This window comes from Nitratidesulfovibrio oxamicus, from assembly GCF_015731765.1.
Taxonomy (GTDB): Bacteria; Desulfobacterota; Desulfovibrionia; order Desulfovibrionales; family Desulfovibrionaceae; genus Cupidesulfovibrio; species Cupidesulfovibrio oxamicus.
This window is the reverse complement of record NZ_VRYY01000243.1, coordinates 1-17,438: the sequence shown is the minus strand read 5'-3', so window position 1 is coordinate 17,438 and position 17,438 is coordinate 1. Positions and strand designations below refer to the sequence as shown.

The 17,438-nt window shown below is 66.8% G+C and carries 14 protein-coding genes; 6 read left to right on the top strand and 8 right to left on the bottom strand.

The features are described 5' to 3' along the window. Positions 1–304 precede the first annotated feature (304 nt). Positions 305–1,939, bottom strand: a complete 1,635-nt coding sequence (locus FVW20_RS09435; protein WP_196609222.1) for a glutamate synthase-related protein — start codon at positions 1,937–1,939, stop codon at positions 305–307. A gap of 585 nt (positions 1,940–2,524) precedes the next feature. Between FVW20_RS09435 and FVW20_RS09430 the strand changes: the two genes are divergently transcribed. Further along, positions 2,525–2,941: a secondary thiamine-phosphate synthase enzyme YjbQ gene (locus FVW20_RS09430; RefSeq protein WP_196609221.1), complete on the top strand. Its 417-nt coding sequence runs from the start codon at positions 2,525–2,527 to the stop codon at positions 2,939–2,941. 135 nt (positions 2,942–3,076) lie between these two features. Here FVW20_RS09430 and FVW20_RS09425 read toward each other — a convergent pair whose 3' ends face one another. The 7 genes from FVW20_RS09425 to FVW20_RS09395 form a co-directional block, all read right to left on the bottom strand. Beyond that, positions 3,077–4,048 carry a hypothetical protein gene (locus FVW20_RS09425; RefSeq protein WP_196609220.1) on the bottom strand — a complete coding sequence of 324 codons (972 nt, stop codon included), beginning with the start codon at positions 4,046–4,048 and terminating at the stop codon, positions 3,077–3,079. Positions 4,049–4,324: 276 nt separating this feature from the next. Continuing rightward, positions 4,325–5,035: a flagellar brake protein gene (locus tag FVW20_RS09420; RefSeq protein WP_196609219.1), complete on the bottom strand. Its 711-nt coding sequence runs from the start codon at positions 5,033–5,035 to the stop codon at positions 4,325–4,327. Between the two features lie 105 nt (positions 5,036–5,140). Next, positions 5,141–5,611 (bottom strand): ribonuclease HI, encoded by a 471-nt coding sequence (gene rnhA, locus FVW20_RS09415; protein ID WP_196609218.1) that lies wholly within the window; start codon positions 5,609–5,611, stop codon positions 5,141–5,143. A gap of 176 nt (positions 5,612–5,787) precedes the next feature. After that, positions 5,788–6,309 (bottom strand): TPM domain-containing protein, encoded by a 522-nt coding sequence (locus FVW20_RS09410; RefSeq protein ID WP_196609217.1) that lies wholly within the window; start codon positions 6,307–6,309, stop codon positions 5,788–5,790. Positions 6,310–6,321: 12 nt separating this feature from the next. Beyond that, positions 6,322–8,127 carry an aldehyde ferredoxin oxidoreductase N-terminal domain-containing protein gene (locus FVW20_RS09405; RefSeq protein WP_196609216.1) on the bottom strand — a complete coding sequence of 602 codons (1,806 nt, stop codon included), beginning with the start codon at positions 8,125–8,127 and terminating at the stop codon, positions 6,322–6,324. Further along, positions 8,117–8,641, bottom strand: a complete 525-nt coding sequence (locus tag FVW20_RS09400; RefSeq protein ID WP_196609215.1) for a 4Fe-4S binding protein — start codon at positions 8,639–8,641, stop codon at positions 8,117–8,119. The genes FVW20_RS09405 and FVW20_RS09400 overlap by 11 nt, the downstream gene beginning before the upstream one ends. A gap of 73 nt (positions 8,642–8,714) precedes the next feature. Continuing rightward, entirely contained in the window at positions 8,715–10,109 is a 1,395-nt protein-coding gene (locus FVW20_RS09395; RefSeq protein WP_196609214.1) for a phosphomannomutase/phosphoglucomutase, read from the bottom strand. An 83-nt stretch (positions 10,110–10,192) separates the two neighbouring features. Between FVW20_RS09395 and hflK the strand changes: the two genes are divergently transcribed. From hflK to FVW20_RS09370, 5 genes are all read left to right on the top strand, one after another. Further along, positions 10,193–11,377: an FtsH protease activity modulator HflK gene (hflK, locus tag FVW20_RS09390; protein WP_196609213.1), complete on the top strand. Its 1,185-nt coding sequence runs from the start codon at positions 10,193–10,195 to the stop codon at positions 11,375–11,377. Between the two features lies 1 nt (position 11,378). Continuing rightward, entirely contained in the window at positions 11,379–12,233 is an 855-nt protein-coding gene (gene hflC, locus FVW20_RS09385; RefSeq protein WP_196609212.1) for a protease modulator HflC, read from the top strand. Positions 12,234–12,618: 385 nt separating this feature from the next. After that, positions 12,619–13,314, top strand: coding sequence for a LexA family transcriptional regulator (locus tag FVW20_RS09380; RefSeq protein ID WP_196609211.1), 696 nt, complete (start codon positions 12,619–12,621; stop codon positions 13,312–13,314). 275 nt (positions 13,315–13,589) lie between these two features. Further along, entirely contained in the window at positions 13,590–15,476 is a 1,887-nt protein-coding gene (locus FVW20_RS09375) for a response regulator (protein ID WP_196609210.1), read from the top strand. 561 nt (positions 15,477–16,037) lie between these two features. Continuing rightward, a partial coding sequence (locus FVW20_RS09370; protein ID WP_231039004.1) for a histidine kinase dimerization/phospho-acceptor domain-containing protein occupies positions 16,038–17,438 on the top strand: 1,401 nt, incomplete at its 3' end.

Sequence of the window (17,438 nt, the reverse complement as noted above, 5' to 3'; positions counted from 1 at the left end):
CGTCGCGCCGGGCTGTGCTGCAAGGCGAAGTTGCCGCGGCCAGGGCAGATGCGCAGGCGCGCGCCGCCCGGCTGGCCACGGCTGTGGCCGAGATCGACGGTCGGTTGGCTGCGGGGCAACCCCTCATTCCGTAGGGCGGACGGAACCGGGGCCGCGTCGGCTGGCCCAGTGCCGATTGCAAAAGGAAACGGGGCGGAAACCATGCTGGTTTCCGCCCCGTTGTCATTCGGTGTGCTTGTGAGTGCGCCGGGCGCGTCTGGAAAGGCCGGTGCGGGGCAGGCCCGCTCCGGCATCCACGTGGCTGTTACGCCTTCAGGATGGCCCTGGCGAACTCGTCCTGCACGTCGGTGATGAACGGAATGCCGGTTTCGCGCTCGGTCTCGCGGTTGCCCGAGGCAATGTCCTCGCGGCGGATCTGGTCCAGCGAGAAGCGGCGGGCACCGGCCATCAGCTGCTGCACGCCCGCGCCCAGCTTGTCCAGCATGGTCCACATGGCAATGGCGCCGTAGGGCAGGTCCTTCATGGCCTCGCGGCCGATCTTTGCCTGCACGTCATGGTACCCGGCGAAGATTTCTTCCGCCGTGCTGCCGTGCTCTGCCACGGTCTTGGGCAGGGTGTCCCAGTTTCCGCTGATGCGGGCGCGGTTTTCCGGCTTCAGCACGCCTTCGATGTTGGAGCCGAGGAAGCCGGGAATCATCATGGCCCGGCCCATGCAGATCATCTTCGTGTAGGGCGCGCCAAGGGCCAGCGCCTTGAATATCTGGCTGGGCTTGGCAAAGCCGCCCGCGAAGGACATGTCCACCACCCGGCGACCGCTGGCGGCCAGCAGGGCCGCGTATTCGGCGGCCTTGGCGTGCAGCAGGATGGAGGGCACGCCCCAGGTTTCCATCATGTCCCACGGGCTCATGCCGGTGCCGCCGCCAGCGCCGTCGATGGTCAGCAGGTCCAGTTCGCACTCGGAGGCCAGGCGGATGGACATGGCCAGCGCCTCCATGCCGTAGGCGCCGGTTTTCAGCGAGATGCGGCCAAAGCCCAGCGAGCGCAGGTAGGCCACCTGGGTCATGAAGTTCTCGCGCACCTGCTCATAGCCTGAAAGGTCGGTGTAGCCCAGGCGGCTGTGCCGGGCGAAGCCCTTCACCGCGCCGGTGCGGTAGCCTTCCTGCACTTCGGGCCGGGTGGGGTCGGGGTCCACCAGGTAGCCACGCTGCTTCAGGAACTGGGCGTACTCCAGGCTCTTCACCTCGATTTCGCCGCCGATGTCCTTGGCGCCCTGGCCCCACTTCAGCTCGATGATCACCTTGTCACCGTACTTGCCCGCCACGTATTCGGCCACGCCGTTGCGGGTGTCCTCCACGTTCAGCTGCACGATGATGGCGCCGTGCCCGTCATAGTAGCGCAGGTAGTTGTCGATGCGACGTTCCAGTTCGGGGGCCTTGGTGATGCGCCCGTTTTCCAGCACTGCCTCGCGGTCGATGCCCACCACGTTTTCGCCCACCACGATGGGCACGCCACAGATGGCGCAGCCGGTGGCAAAGGCGTCCCAGTACTTGGCGGCCACGAAGGTGGAGCCCAGCGCGCCGGTCATCAGCGGGTAGCGGCAGGTGGTCTTGTGCTGCGCGCCGAAGGAGGCGGCAAGGGAAACATCGGTGAACAGGGCATCGCCGGTGGCGGCCTTTTCGCCCGCGCCGCAGGCCCCGTAGTTGTAGCCCTGGATGCGCAGCGAGTTGTACGATACGCCCACATGGGTGGTGTTGCCGCTGCCCGCGGTAACGATGCCGAAGTCGCGCGGGTACAGGGTTTCGCGGCCCTTCATGCACGAAAGCCAGGTTTCGCACTTGCCCATGCAGTCGGCGCGGCACAGGGTGCACAAGCCGGATTCCGCCGTGTTGCCGCGGTTGGTGGTGCCAAGGACGTCATTGCTCTTGAGCCACTGGGACATGCTGCCTTCCTCCGGGATGGTCCATGATATTCCAAATGATGGAAAATGGGGCATACCGTCCGGAACCGGGCAAGGCAACGCGGGCATGCATGATCGCGCGCATGGTATGCGCAAGGTGTTTATGGGTGATGTGCGATGGAGGTGGGCTGGTGGGATGCGTGTCCATGCAATGGCAGCGCAGGCGCACGACAGGTGCGGTGGAATGGGACGTACCTTTCGTGCACGGGCATGATGTGACATGCAGTGCGAAGATGCGCCGTGTTCCCGTCGCGCTGGTGATAGTGGACATGAAGGGTGACTGCAGTGATGTGTGCGCCGGTATATCCGAGAGCGTGCACGTGAATGCATGTTTTTTACAATTTCGCGAAGCTACATTTTTGTCGCAAAAAAGTTTCAGGTGTGACGTTTTTGTAGCGAAATATTGATAGCGCGCACAATCGTGCCCGGTATCTGCCATTTGCGGGGGGTGATCCGCGGCTGCCAGCATGCAACCTGGACGAGACTTGAATATTACGGAAATGTGTAAAACAGAAAAAATGCGAGGCTCCGGCGAGGCTGGCCGGCTTGCGCAAGAGGAGAGGCGGCATGAAATCGTGGCGCAAGGAATTGTGGTTCAACGTGCCCACCCGGCGGGCGTTCATCAACATCACCCCGCAGGTGGACGCGGAACTGGCGGCCAGCGGCATCCGCGAGGGGCTGTGCCTGGTCAATGCCATGCACATCACGGCCAGCGTGTTCATCAATGACGACGAAAGCGGCCTGCACCACGACTACGAACAGTGGCTGGAGCGGCTGGCCCCGCACGAGCCGGTGCGCCAGTACCGCCACAACGTGGGCGAGGACAACGCCGACGCGCACATGAAGCGTCAGATCATGGGGCGCGAGGTGGTGGTGGCCGTGACCGAAGGCAAGTTGGACCTGGGTCCGTGGGAGCAGGTGTTTTACGGAGAGTTCGACGGGGGGCGGCGCAAGCGGGTGCTGGTGAAGATCGTCGGCGAATGACGCGGGCGTGTCAGTGAGCCGGGGAATCGGCGGGGAGATGCGGTGGCGGCTGGCGATGGCAACGGTGACAGCGGTGACTGCAACGAGTGCGACGACTGGCGGCGACTTGTCGCGGCGGACCTTCCGGAGGAAGGATCAGGGAAGCGTCAGCCAATAGTATCCCGCCCCCACAAGCGTGATGGACGCGGCGCGCAGGGCTTGGTTGACCACGATCAGCTCCGCCGCCAGCGCGGGCTTGAAGTACCCGGCATAGGACGGAAACTGGTGGCGGAAGGCCCGCATGGGCGTGGACAGCACGTTGCCCGCCAGAAGGGCCAGCACGATTTCGCGCTCGGTCAGTCCGCCGCCGCCCAGCACGGCCCCCGCGGCGGACACCGCCGCGCCGAACTCCGCCGCCAGATGCAGCAGCACGATGCCCAGCGCCTCTGGCCGCAGAAAGGACAGGGCGCCCATGTGCCGGGTCATCCACGCCTCTGCCAGTTCGAACCAGCCCGCCTGCTGCATGAAGTACATGGCCGCGTAGGTGGGCACGGTGAAAAAGATCACCCGGGGCATGCGCTTGCGAAAGCGCACCCAGGCCGTGCGCAGCCCGGCCCGCCAGCCTTTGGATTCGTGCCCGTTCAGACGGCAGGTGACGCACCCTTCGGGCAGCGGGGGCAGCAGCACCCGACCGCAGGCCACCGTCAGCGCGGTGCGCAGGAAGGCGGCCAGCAGCGTCAGTCCCACGTAGACCACGGCGGGAAAGCCCAGCACCGGCCAGGTGATGAAGAACAGCGTGGGCAGGTGGACGAAGTAGCTGGGCAGACTGTTGAACAGGTTGGCGAAGCGCAGTTCCCGCCGGGACAGTTCGCCCTTCTCGTAGCTTTCGGCCAGCAGCGAGTTGGACGCCACGGACGAGAAGAACGCCAGCGAGAACGAGGCCCCGGCCACGTCGCGCAGGTGCCCCAGGCGCACCAGCGGCGCGGCCAGGCGGGCCACTCCCCGCGTCCAGTTCAGTGCTTCGATGCAGTTGGCCACGAACAGCCCGACGGCCATGGACAGCACCAGCCGCAGCAGGGGGCGGCCAAGGCCGTCCCAGAGGTGCCAGATGGTCTGCGCGTCGGTCATGCGGTGCTCCGTGCGGGATGATGCGCGCCGGGCGGCGCGGCGCGCGGGGCTGTGGCCGCGCACGCATGAGGCATCAGGTAGTGGCGGGACCGGGGGGCGTCAAGCGCCGATGCCGGATCCTGAGCGTACGTCCGGATGCCGGCAAGGGTACGAGGGGGCCGGGAGGGACGCGGGAATGCCGGGAAGGATGCGTGAAACGGGCGCATGGCGGGGGCGCCGCAGCGACCGCGAACGGGCCGGAGCATGCGGAACTGCGTCACGCCGGATCGGGACAGGTCAGATCAGGCTGGACACGTTGTCGAGATAGCTGGAAAGTTCCAGTTGGGTGTCGGTGCTGAGGTCCGCGAACTTCAGCCCCAGCTGCATGCGGTTGCCGTCCATGGAAATGCTTTTCACCAGGCTCGAAAGGGTGGTCTGGGCCGCACCCTCCGCAGCAAAGAAACCGCACTGCAACACCAGCATGTCATCCACGGCGGTTTCGCGGAAGGGATCGTCGCGCTGCAATTCCAGCGAAACCTTGCAGCCGCCCTCGCTGAGGTCCAGCAGGATGCACTTGTACGTCCCGTGGCGGCCATGCACGGCGGCGGGCAACAGGCAGTTGACCCGGCGGTGCTGGCGCAGGTCCACCTGTTCCATGGAATCGGGGTAGTCCACGAACAGCAGGAAGCCCGGCTTGACGATGTGGTTCAGCACCTGGCTCTTGAACCCGAAGATGGTGCCCCCGGAGATGTAGCGCAGGGTCACCATCTCGCCGTTCAGCAGGCGCGCCCGGATGCCCGGTACCAGCGGCATTTTCAGGATCAGGTATTCGAAGTGCTGCAACCCCACCAGTTCGCTGGACAGGTTTTCCTTGGTGCCCGCGATGTTCAGCAACATGCGCGTGCCAAGGGGCAGGTCGAGGGCCTGGCCGTTGCGGGTGCGGGTGACCATGGGGCGCTCCGTGGCCCGTTCGACGGGGCGTTCGGTGATGGCGGTGCGGGGGGGCATGCGCGCTTCTAGCCGGATTTACCGAAAAAAAGAATGGGGGCGAACCCTACCGGGAACGCCCCGCCATCGAAAGCCGTGCCGCACGCCCGTGTGACGTGCTCCGATTTACCCCGGGTAGCCCGTGTCGGGCGGCAGCCCGCGCGACGATGCCTGCTTGCGGGCCAGCACGTCGCACCGTTCGTTTTCGGGGTGGCCGGAATGGCCGCGCACCCAGTGAAAGCGCACCTGATGCAGGTCCAGCAGGGGTTGCAGCCGTTCCCACAGGTCGCGGTTCTTCACCGGCTTCTTGTCGCTGGTCTTCCAGCCGTTGCGGCGCCAGCCCGCCAGCCACTTCTTTTCCACCGCGTTGCGCACGTACTGCGAGTCCGTGTACAGATCCACGCCGCACGGCTCATTGAGCAGGGCCAGCGCCTCGATCACCGCCAGGATTTCCATGCGGTTGTTGGTGGTAAGGGCAAAGCCCCCCGAAAGCTCGCGTTCGGAGCCGTTGCAGCGCAGTACGGCGGCCCAGCCGCCGGGGCCGGGGTTGCCGAGGCACGAGCCGTCGGTGAAGGCCTGGACGTTCTTCATGGTCATGGAATGGTCCGGTGATGGGGTTGCAGGTGATGCGGATGCGGGCCGGATAAGCCAGGTGAGGCCGGATCAGCCAGATGAGGCCGGATCAGCCAGATGAGGCCGGATAAGTCAGGCGAGGCCGGTTCAGGCGCCGCGCTGGCCGGGCTGCTGCGGGGCCGGGCCAGGTTCGCTGCCGGTCAGTTTTCGCCCAGTCTGTCCCACAGGTGTTTCAGGGTGCGCACCAGCCCCTCGGCCCACTGGCCGGAGGCCATGGCGGGGCGCAGCCAGTCGTTTTCCAGGGCCTGGGCCAGGGTTTCGCCGTAGGCCTTGCGCAGCAGCGGGGGCAGCTCCACTATGGCCTGCCCCTTGGCCGGGCACAGTCCCACGAACAGGGTCTGGGCGTCCAGCCTGGGCAGTTCCGGGGTATCGCGCCGGATGTGGATGAGCAGCTTTACCCCGTGCACCTCGCGGAAGGCGTCCACCAGTTCGCGCAGGGCCTTTTCCTGCGCGTCGGTCAGCAGTTCCGCCTCGTCCCATACCGCGGATGCGGCGCGCACGTCTGCCAGGCGGCGTTCGGTGTTGGCCCAGAAGGCCCATGCCGTCAATGCGAATACGGCGATGAGCAGCATGGTGCGCAGAAAGAACTGGCCCGGCGTGTCGGCGTTGACCAGCGGCAGGCGCGCCTCTGTGCGTTCGCGCTTGGGAAACCGGAGGAACATGGTTCCGGGGCCTCAGTCCGCCGTCGGGGCGGGGGCGTCCGCCATGCGGCGGATGGCGTCCACGTAGGCCAGGCGCAGGGCTTCCATGTAGGTCGTGTCGATGGGGCCCTTCCATGTGACGATTTCGGTGAAGCGTTTGGGAATGGTCACTTCCTCGGGGCGATAGCCGGTTTGCAGCTTCAGCCGCCAGCGCGCCGCCTGCACGGTGCGCAGGGCGTCTGGCATGCCGTCTGCCTCTGCCCGACAGCCGATGGCCGCCAGCGCCTCCTGCAGGCGCGGCATGGAATAGGCCTTGCGAGAGAACAGGCAGGCCACCATGCAGTTGATGGCGATGCGTTTCTGTTCGTCGTCGGCCAGGAAGGCCACGGCCTTGTCCACGTCCGCCGCGATTTCCTCGGGCGTGCGGAAGGTGCCCGGCTCGCGCGGGGGGACGGACTGGTCGAAGGAATAGCCGCCGCTGTCCAGGTGCGAATGGCGAAAGCCCAGCGCCTGCGCCACGAAGAACACCTCTCCCGTGGCATACCCCGCCATTTCCTGACCCAGCACGCATGAAAACTCTCGGCCTCCGTATGCGTCGGTGGCAGAGGGGGTGCCCCGGCCCAGGGTGCGCCAGAACTCGTTGGCGCCGTTGGCCAGGTGGTTCAGGCCGGTCATGTAGGCAGCCACGTTGCCGAAAGCCAGCGGGACGATGGTCTCGGCCTCTGTGATCACGCCGCGTTCCAGGGCTTCCGTGGCCCAGGCCAGGGCCACGCCCGCGCTCATGCAGTCCAGCCCCAGCTTTTCGGTATCGTCCAGCAGGGCCAGCACGTCGGAAGCGTTGGTCAGCCCCAGCATGGAACCCTGGGCGAAGATGGGTTCGTAGTCGTACGACACCTGCTTGTACAGGAACTCGTGGTCCCGCGCGAACTGCTGGCGCAACAGGCCGATGTGGATGCAGCCCACTGGGCAGCCCGCGCAGGCCGTCTGGCGCAACAACAGCTGTTCGGCGAAGCGTTCGCCGGAAATGCCGTCGATGGCCGGATCGGTGGTGGCTTGCAGGTTGCGCCACGGCAGGGCCTTCAGCTCGTTGAGCACCGAAAGGTTCTCCGCCGTGCCGAGGTCGTGGTACTTCTGCATCATGTCGGTGCCGGTGACGGCGCCGTAGATGTCCCGGAACAGTTTGGGGTAGTCCTTGCCTTCCGGCAGGGCGGCGCCGCCGTCCCCCAGCACCACGATGCCCTTGAGGTTCTTGGCGCCCATCACGGCACCAGCACCCAACCTGCCGAAATGGCGGAAGGAATCCACGTTGGCGCAGGCGAAGGCCACGCCCTTCTCGCCCGCCGGGCCGATGCGCACCGTGGAGCGGTGGCCGGAGCTGTCCTTGCCGAAGCGGCGCAGGTACTTGCCGGTGACGAACACGTCCTGGCCGCGCAGGTAGTGCACGTCGTGCACCTCCAGCCGGCGCGACCCCACCACCAGGCAGGACAGGGTGCGCGCCGCACCGGTGATCATCAGCGCGTCGTACCCGGCAAAGCGCAACGCCAGGGCCAGGCGGCCCCCGGCGTGGCTTTCGGCCCATTGTCCGTTGTAGGGCGAACGGAACCCGCACACCACCTTGCTCATGAGCGGGTAGTAGCCGGTCAGCGGGCCGATGGCGAAGATCAGCGGCTGGCGCGGGTCTTCGGCGGGTGCCCCGGGCAGGCCGTAGGCCTCGTACAGGGCGGCGGCCAGGCCGCTGCCGCCAAGGTGCAGGGGGCGTCCCTCGAACGGGATGATGCGCGAGGCCCCGGTGGCCAGGTCGACGTGCAGCACGCGCGAAGCGGTGGCGCTAGCGGGCATGGGGGGCCTCCCTTGCGGCGTCGGCGTCTGCCCCGGGGGCGGGCGCATCCGGCGTCTTGTCCGGGTTGGCCTGTTCCGGCGTATCCGGCGTATCCGGCGTATCCGGCGTATCGGGCAGATCGGCCAGTTCTATGCACGCATGCGGGCAGAAGGGCACGCAGCGCCCGCAGTGGATGCACACGTAGGGCAGCCCGGTTTCGCCGTCCAGGTGGATGGCGTCCACCGGGCAGGCGGCGGCACAGTTGCCGCACCGGATGCACAGGTCGCGGTTTACCTTCACCCCGCCGCCCTTGCGCTGGGCATAGGCCCCGGTGGGGCAGGCCAGGGCGCAGGGGGCGGGGTTGCAGGCCAGGCACAGGCGTGCCTCGAACCCTGTGGAAAGCCCGCCTGCGGAGGTGATGCGGATGCCCGCCGTGGCCCACGACAGGCGCTTGTGGACTAGGCGCGCGCAGGCAAGCGAACAGCCGTGGCAGCCGATGCAACGTTCCATGCGGCTGGCCTTGAGTATTTTCATGATGCATCTCCCCCGGCACTCCACCCATGCTGGCGGCATGCGGGCACGGGTGCGCCGGACGTTTGCGGCGGGGCTATGCCGTGGCGTCCCTGGCCGCGCGGGCCTCGGCTATCCAGGCAGTGAGCGGCGCTTCCACCAGAGTGCGGATTTCGGCCAGGCGCTCCGGCGTTTCCGCCTCGAAGCGCAGCACCAGCACCGGCTGGGTGTTGGATGCGCGCACCAGTGCCCAGCCGTCGGGCCAGGTGATGCGCGCGCCGTCGATCTCGTTGACGTCGTACAGCGCGCGGAAGTGTTCCTGCGCGCGGCGCACCACGGCGAATTTCAGTTCGTCCGGGCAGGACATGTGCAGTTCTGGCGTGGCGTGCGAGGGCGGCCAGCCGGGCAGCGCCGTCAGCGGCACGTCGGACGCGGACAGGATGCGCAGCAGCAGGGCGGCGGCGTAGATGGCGTCGTCGAAGCCGTACCACCCCTCGTTGAAGAACATGTGACCGCTCATCTCGCCCGCCAGCGGCGCGTTGACCTCCAGCATGCGGGCCTTCATCACCGAATGGCCGGTGATCCACATGGTGGGCTTGCCGCCGTGGGCCTCTATGTCGCGGAACAGGCGGTGCGAACACTTCACGTCGGCCATCACCTCGCCGCCGGGCACGCGGGCCAGCAGGTCGCGCGCGAAGAGCGAGAGCAACTCGTCGCCGAACAGCAGGCGGCCCTGCGCGTCCACCGCGCCCAGCCGGTCGGCGTCGCCGTCCAGGCCTATGCCCAGGTCCGCCCCTTCGCTGGCCACGCGGGCGATCAGGTCGCGCATGTTGGCTTCCACCACCGGGTCGGGGTGGTGGTTGGGAAAGGCCCCGTCCGGGTCGCAGTACTGTTCGATCACGTCCGCACCCAGGCGGCGCAGCAGGTCGGCGCACAGTTCGCCGCCCGCGCCGTTGCCGCCGTCCACCACCACCTTGAGGGGACCGCGGGCGCGCGGGGCCAGCTGCACCCGTTGCGTCACGGCTTCCATGTAGGCAGGCACGATGTCCATGGTGCAGCCCACGCCCTTGCCCGAGGCAAAGCGCCCGGCGGCGAATATCTCGTAGATGCGCCGGATTTCGGTGGTGTGGATGGTGGTCTGCCCGGCCCATACCTTGAAGCCGTTGTATTCCGGAGGGTTGTGGCTTGCGGTGATCATGATGCCACCCTGGCGCTCCAGGTGGCGCACGGCGAAGTACAACAGGGGGGTGGGCACCATGCCCACGCTGACCACATCGATGCCGCAGGCGATGAGTCCGGCGGTGAGCGCGTCGTGGTAGGCGGGGGAACTGTGGCGGCAGTCGTGGCCCACCACGGCTGCGCTGATGCCGCGTTCCAGCAGGTAGGTGCCGCAGGCGCGCCCCAGGCGCTCCACCCATTCGGCGTCGAAGTCGGCATCGACGATGCCGCGTATGTCATAGGCCCTGAACGGGCGGTCCGAAATTGGTTTCATGGCTGCTCCGGCAGGCGGGGTGGGGCGCTAAATCGGCGTCATGCCTTGACCGCTCTCCACATCTGCCCTATTTTTGAGGTATTATGAACTGGGATTGGGAAAAACTGCAAGAAAAACGGCAGCGGCACTCCGGGTGGCGCGGAGGCTCCGGCGGGTCCGGCGGCTCCGGCGACGGGGACGAAGGTGGTTCGGGCGGTTCCGGCGGCTCTGGAGGCCCCGGTGGCCCCGGCGGTTGGGACGACCCCTCCGGACCGGACTTCGAGAAGCTCGGCGAAACCTTCCGCAAGTTCCGCGAATACCCCTTCCCTGCGGGGAAGGTGGTGGCGCTCGTGTTCGTCCTTTTATGGGCGGCATCGGGCGTGTACATCGTCGAGCCGGACGAACTGGGGGTTGTGCTGCGTTTTGGCCGCTACGACCGCACAGTGGAATCCGGCCCGCACTACCACCTGCCGTTCCCCGTGGAATCGGTATACACCCCCAAGGTGACCCAGGTGCAGCGTGCCGAGGTGGGCTTTCGCTCGGTGGCGCAAGGCTCCTCGTTCCAGCAGGGGGGCGGGCGCATCGTGCCCGAGGAAGCCGCCATGCTCACGGGTGACGAGAACATCGTCAACGTGCAGTTCAGCATCCAGTACCAGATCAAGGACCCCGTCCAGTACCTGTTCAACGTCACCAACCCCACGGCGGTGGTGCGCAGCGCGGGCGAGGCCGCCATGCGCGAGGTCATCGGCAACAGCCGCATTGACGCCGCGCTTACCGACGGCAAGCAGCTCATCCAGAACGAGACGCTGACGCTGTTGCAGGATATCCTGGACATCTACCAGGTGGGCGTGCGCGTGCTGGCCGTGCAGATGCAGGACGTGCATCCGCCGAAAGAGGTCATCGACGCCTTCAAGGACGTGGCCAGTGCCCGCGAGGACAAGAGCCGCATCATCAACGAGGCCGAAGCCTACCAGAACGAAATTATCCCCCGCACCAGAGGTCTTGCCGCAGAGGTGATCAACCAGGCCGAGGCGTACCGTCAGGCACGCGTGCGCGAGGCGGAAGGCCAGGCCAGCCGCTTTCTGGCCGTGCTGAAGGAATACAACAAGGCCAAGGACGTGACCCGCAAGCGCCTGTACCTGGAGGCCATGGAAGAGGTGCTTTCCGCGCCCGGCATGGAAAAGATCGTCATTCCCGGCGAGGCGGGGGCGCGCATGCTGCCCTACCTGCCGCTGGACGGGGCACGGCCCCGTGGCGATGCGGGCGCGGCCCGCAAGGGGAGCGAATAGCATGGACCGTCGTACCATAACCGTGCTCATTGCCCTTGCTGCGCTGCTGGTCATGGGCAGCCAGTGCATGTACAGCGTGCACCAGACCCAGAAGGCCATCGTGCTGCAACTGGGCGAACCCGTGGGCGGCGTGGTGGCCCCGGGCCTGCACTTCAAGCTGCCGTTCGTCCAGAACGTGGTGTACTTCGACTCGCGCATCCTGGACTACGATGCCCGCTCGGCAGAGGCCCTGACCAGCGACAAGAAGGCCATCGTGCTGGACAACTACGCCCGCTGGCGCATCACCGACCCGCTGACCTTCTACCGCACCGTGCGCACCATTCCCGGCGCCCAGGCCCGCCTGGACGATACCGTGTATTCGCAGTTGCGCGTCTTTGTGGGGCGCAATACCCTGACCGAGGTGGTTTCGTCCAAGCGCGCCGAGATCATGGGCGCGGTGACGGCCCGCACCTCTGAACTGTTGCGCGAGTACGGCATGGAGATCATCGACGTGCGCATCAAGCGCACCGACCTGCCCACGGAGAACCAGCGCGCCATCTTCGGTCGCATGCGCGCCGAACGCGAGCGCCAGGCCAAGCAGTACCGCTCGGAAGGCCAGGAGGAATCGACCAAGATTCGCTCTACAGCCGACCGCGAGCGTACCGTGCTGATGGCCGAGGCCACCCGCAAGTCCGAGATACTGCGGGGCGAAGGCGATGCCGACGCCGCCCGGATATTCTCCGAGGCGCTTTCGCAGTCGCCGGAGTTCTACGACTTCCAGCGCAGTCTGGATGCCTACCGCAAGGTGTTCCGTGATAACACGCGTGTCATTCTCACCCCCAGCGATCCCTTCCTGAAACAGTTTCAGGGTCGGTAGTGTAACATTGTTACACCTTTGGCATGAGCAAGGTGTAACATGTTACGTGCCGTTGCCCTGATACCGGTAAGCGCGTTACGCTATACAAGCTGTTACCCCCGGAAATCATGAACTCTATCCGCTGGTGGTACCGTTCTTGTATTGCTTTGATGCGTAACGACCCGGAACGCGGTCGGCAGTGAGCGACGCAGCGTTGCCGATGTGGGTAGCCATTTGATGGCGAGCACCTGCATCATGGCATTGACGTGTCGCTCGTTCCGTGCGAGGCAGCACTGCAAAAGCGCGTCGCAGCCGCTTGAAAAGCGGGGCGCGCACGCACCGGGGACCGGTTTCCGCCGCGCCGGGTCGCGGCCGTGAGGCCCTAATTCTTGAATGGGAGAACACCGTGTCCACCTTTGAAGAAGTCTTTGAACGTATCAAACTGGCCACCAATACGCGTACGCAGGTGGAACTTGCCGAGGTGCTCGACATCCGGCAATCCAGCATTTCCGACGCCAAGCGCCGCAATTCGGTGCCCTCCGACTGGTACATGAAGCTGTTCGAGAAGTTCGGCCTGAACCCCGACTGGCTCAAGAAGGCTTCTGGCCCCATGTACCTGCGCACAGAGCAGGGCTACCAGCCCCTGGACGCCCCGGCGGCGGGCATGGTGCTGGAAGATCCGGCCCGCTACGGCGATCCAGATGCCAAGAGCAGCGTGGTGACCGTGCATTCCATGCACTGCGAGGTCACGGAGCAGGGCGGCAGCCCGCTGAAGGCCATTGGCAAGCTGTCCGTGCCGCAGTCGTACTCCGGCCCCTCCGTGCAGGTTGTGCGCATGGATGCCTCGAGCATGGAGCCGCTGGTGCGCAAGGGCGCCTACGTGGGCATCGATACGGCGCAGAAGAACGTGGTGTCCGGCGAGTTGTACGGTGTGTACGTTCCCTACGAGGGCGTGTCGCTGAAACGCATCTTCCTGGATGCGGAAAAGGCCCGTTTCGTGCTGCGTTCCGAAAATCCGGCCCATCCGGAACAATACCTGCCCGTGAACAAGCACGCGGAACGCATCGTGGGCCGTGTGGCCTGGGTGCTGCAACGCTTCTGATCGCCACATCCCGCGGCAGCGCGAAACCCGCGGGGCGAACATGACATGACCACGCCGAAAGGGCCGTGCCGTGAAAGCGGTGCGGCCCTTTCTTCCGGAATGGGGGAAAACCGGTACGGGGGGCGACGCGCCTGATGCCTTGCGTTGAGGGCGGAAACGAGTCATACGCTGGTATGTACATGCTCGGCCTGCCCAGGGGGATCGCCGCCGCCGTTGCAGTACAAGGTTTCGTCCCCGCACCCGCCGCAAACACCACACCGTCGCGGACAGCGCCCATGACGCAACAGCAGCTTCTTCCGGATTCGACCCGCCCTTCGGTGGTCATTGTCGACGACGAGCAGATCGTGGCGCTGGACATTCGGCGTACCCTGGAGCGTCTGGGGTATGCCGTGCCCGCCATGGCCGCCGACGGGGAAGAGGCCGTACGCATGGCAGGAGAACTGCGGCCCGATCTCGTGCTGATGGATATCCGCTTGCGCGGCCCCATGGACGGGATAGAGGCGGCGGGGCGCATCGCCGGTCAGTACGGGGTGCCCGTGGTGTTCCTGACGGCATTTTCCGATGCGGCCACCCTGGAGCGAGCCAAGTCATGCGGCCCGTTCGGCTTTCTGGTAAAGCCCTTCGAAGAGCGAGAGCTGCATTCCACCATCGAGGTGGCCCTGCTGAAGCACCGCGCCGTGCGCGACCTGGACGAGGCCCGGCGCACCGCAGAGAACGCCAGCATCGCCAAGAGCGCCTTTCTGGCGGGCATGAGCCACGAGATACGCAATTCGCTCAACGGCATCCTGGGCATGACCGACCTTGCGCTGGAATCGGCAGGGGACGAGGAACAGCGCGACCATCTGGTCACCGTGCTGGAATCTGCGGAAACGCTGCTGGTCCTGCTCAACGATGTACTGGACTTCTCCCGGCTGGAGGCACGGCAGATCCGCCTGGTGGAACGCCCTTTCGAGCCTGCCGCCGTGGTGCGCAAGGTGATGCGCTCGGTACAGTCGGAGGCGGCGCGGCGGGGCCTGGCCCTGTCGTGGCGGGTGGCGCCGGATATCCCCCCCGTGCTGGCGGGCGACCAGGTGCGGCTGACCCAGGTGCTGGCCAACCTTGTGGGCAACGCGGTGAAGTTCACCCATGCGGGTGTGGTCTCGGTGGAGGTTGCGCCGGTTCCATCGCCGCCGAGCCTGTTCGAGTCGCTGTTTCCGCCAGGGGAACCGGGCGGGGCCACCCTGCTGTTCACCGTGCGTGATACCGGCATCGGCATTGCCGAGGACCGGCTGGAATCCATTTTCGAACTGTACGCCCAGGCGTCCGACGACACCGGGGCCACGTATGGTGGTTCCGGCCTTGGCCTGTCCATCTGCCGCCAGTTGGTGGGCATGATGGGCGGCAGCATCTGGGCGCGCAGCACGCCGGGCGTGGGCAGTTCGTTTCATTTCACCTGCCGCCTGCGCTCCGCGCCCGCACCCCAGGCCGAGGCGGCGACGCAGTTGCGGAGGGCGATGCCCGATGCGCCTCCCGTGGCCGGGACGTTCAGTACGTCCGGTGCCCCTGCCCCGGGTGGGGACAAGCCGCACCCTGCGGCGGGGCGGGGGGCTGCGGCCATGCCCGGCGCGTTGGTCCGCCTGCTGGATGCGGTCTCACCGGCGCCGTCGCTTCAGCCGATGCCGCAGTCCGGACCGCAGTCCGGCGAATCAGCCGGGTTCGCCGCGCGGTCCGCGTGTCATTCCGCCACCCACCTTGCCGTACCCCGGCCCGGAGAACCGGCGGACTGTTCGCTGCACGTGCTGGTGGTCGATGACAGCGAGGTGGCCCGCACCATTGCCGCGCGCCTGCTGCAACGGCGCGGGCATACCTGCGCCACTGCCCAGGACGGCGTGGAGGCCCTGACCCGGCTTGCGGCGGAACGCTTCGACCTGGTGTTGCTGGACATGGAGATGCCGCGCATGAACGGGTTCGAAACCTTGCGCCGCATCCGCAATTCCATGCACCCCGGCGTCAGCCCGGCCCTGCCCGTGGTGGCCATGACGGCGCACGCCCTGTCAGGCGACCGCGACCGCATGCTGGCCGTCGGCATGGACGGCTATGTGGCCAAACCCATCCAGCCCGTCGCCTTTCACGAGGAAATCGAGCGGGTGGCGCGTCTGACCGGGCTTGCGCGGCAAGGCTGACCGGCCCCTCCCGCCCCCTCCCTCGCACGTTTCTCCCGCTTTCCGCGCCAGGTATTCCGCATTCCCCGGCTGGGAGCGCGTTCCCGTCACGATGATTTGCAGTGCATCCCGCATGCGCCACGCGTGTCTTCAGACGTGCATTCCGTGCGGAATCGCACTGTTTTGCCCTTGGGAATTAGCTTTTGACGCTGTGTGCGAAAAAGAACACTATGCGGCATCATCATGCACGCACCGGACGACCACGCGGCACAGCCCGTCTCATCCGAGGGGGACGACGCCTCTCGCACGCCGGACACGGCCCGCCTTGCATCCGCGTTTGCCGGGGCCGGCCTGCCCGGCGGGCTGACTGTTGCGGACCGGGTCATGCGTCTACCGCGCCGCCTGCCTTCGCCCGTGGCCGCACTGCTGTCCCAGATTGCCGATGTTCCCGGCGTACCGTACGCCGCGCCGAGGAATTCGTCCGATCCGGCCAGCCCCCTCGCGTCCGCGAGCCCCACAACATCCTCAACATCCTCAAGTCGTTCAGACGCCAGTGTCCAGCCGCGGCCCGAACCCACGCCCATGGGCGGCTTCAGCTATGCGGCATCGGTCATCATGCCCCAGACCGGCTGGCACGCATCGGAATTTCTGCCCCGCCTGGTGGGGGAACTCTCCTCGCCCGGCAACCTTTCCGTGCTCGAACGCGAGATGCACCGTCAGGCGACCGGTGCTCCCACCCCGTATTCCCTGTCCCTGCGCGGCGAAACCGGCACCCCGGTGGAACTGCTGGTCACTCCGCGCCCCCTTCGCAGCGTCGCGACCGGGGCAGAAGGCGAAGGCCCGGTGCTCTGCGCCACCCTGACGGCAACCCCTCTGCCCAGCCAGTCCAGCGAGGGGCCCGCTCCGGCATGGAGCGAACGGACCCGGCTGCTCAACCTGCTGGACAGGCTGCCCGCCTACGTGGTGCTGCTGGGGCCGGATTATTCCATCCGGTACGAAAACAGGGGCTTCCGCCAGTTGTTCGGCCCCGGCGTGGGCCGCCCCTGCTACGAGATTATCCGGGGCCAGAACCATCCCTGTGCGCTGTGCCCGCCCTTCGACGTGTTCGATTCGCGCACCCTGTGCGTGTGCGAGTGGGCCTGCCCGGAACGCCGCTCTGCCTTCCGCATCTATTCCTATCCCTTCGAGGACGTGGACGGCTCGCCCCTGGTACTCAAGCTGGGCATTGACATCACCTCCGGGGTGCGCGCTCAGGAAGCCCTGTCCATCAGCGAGGGGCGCTACCGTTCCATCACCGACAACCTGACCCTGGGCATTGCCGTGCTGGACCGGGCCCTGGGCATCACCGCCTCCAACCCGCGCCTGCGCGAATGGTTCGGAGATGCGGCGGCGCCCGGCGGGCTGCTGTGCCGCATGCTGGCCGAGCACTGCGGCGAGGACAATACCCGCTGCCCCGGCTGCGCCTGCCTGGCCACCTTCCGCGACGGGCAGACCCATGAATGGCGGCTGGAGACCACGGCCCGCTCCGGCGGCCGACGGTCGTACCGCCTGACGTCATGCCCCATTCTGGCGGGCGACGGTGGGGTGGATTCGGTCATCGTCATGCTGGAGGACGAGACGGACCGGCTGCGCGTGGAGGAACGACTGCAGCGCGCCCGCAAGCTGGAGGCCATGGGCACCCTGGCCACGGGCATTGCCCACGAGATCAACCAGCCCCTGTCGGCCCTGCAACTGTACGCGGGCAGCCTGGAGATGCTGGCGGAAAAGGACCGGGCTCCGGACCGCGAAACCCTGCTGGCCCGCCTTTCGCTGATCCTTGGCGAAACGGCGCGCATCCGCGACATCATCGACCACATGCGGGCGCTGGTGGCCCACGGCGACGCGGCCCTTTCGCCCACCCCGGTAGAGGCGGCGGTGGACCGGGCGCTGGGGCTGGTGGGGGCGCAACTGCGCGCCCACAGGGTGACCGTGGAGCGCGTGCTG

Excerpts from the sequence above, each read along its gene's own strand:
- FVW20_RS09435 (WP_196609222.1), bottom strand. The coding sequence starts at position 1,939 with ATGTCCCAGTGGCTCAAGAGCAATGACGTCCTTGGCACCACCAACCGC.
- FVW20_RS09430 (WP_196609221.1), top strand. The coding sequence starts at position 2,525 with ATGAAATCGTGGCGCAAGGAATTGTGGTTCAACGTGCCCACCCGGCGG.
- FVW20_RS09425 (WP_196609220.1), bottom strand. The coding sequence starts at position 4,048 with ATGACCGACGCGCAGACCATCTGGCACCTCTGGGACGGCCTTGGCCGC.
- FVW20_RS09420 (WP_196609219.1), bottom strand. The coding sequence starts at position 5,035 with ATGCCCCCCCGCACCGCCATCACCGAACGCCCCGTCGAACGGGCCACG.
- rnhA (WP_196609218.1), bottom strand. The coding sequence starts at position 5,611 with ATGACCATGAAGAACGTCCAGGCCTTCACCGACGGCTCGTGCCTCGGC.
- FVW20_RS09410 (WP_196609217.1), bottom strand. The coding sequence starts at position 6,309 with ATGTTCCTCCGGTTTCCCAAGCGCGAACGCACAGAGGCGCGCCTGCCG.
- FVW20_RS09405 (WP_196609216.1), bottom strand. The coding sequence starts at position 8,127 with ATGCCCGCTAGCGCCACCGCTTCGCGCGTGCTGCACGTCGACCTGGCC.
- FVW20_RS09400 (WP_196609215.1), bottom strand. The coding sequence starts at position 8,641 with ATGAAAATACTCAAGGCCAGCCGCATGGAACGTTGCATCGGCTGCCAC.
- FVW20_RS09395 (WP_196609214.1), bottom strand. The coding sequence starts at position 10,109 with ATGAAACCAATTTCGGACCGCCCGTTCAGGGCCTATGACATACGCGGC.
- hflK (WP_196609213.1), top strand. The coding sequence starts at position 10,193 with ATGAACTGGGATTGGGAAAAACTGCAAGAAAAACGGCAGCGGCACTCC.
- hflC (WP_196609212.1), top strand. The coding sequence starts at position 11,379 with ATGGACCGTCGTACCATAACCGTGCTCATTGCCCTTGCTGCGCTGCTG.
- FVW20_RS09375 (WP_196609210.1), top strand. The coding sequence starts at position 13,590 with ATGACGCAACAGCAGCTTCTTCCGGATTCGACCCGCCCTTCGGTGGTC.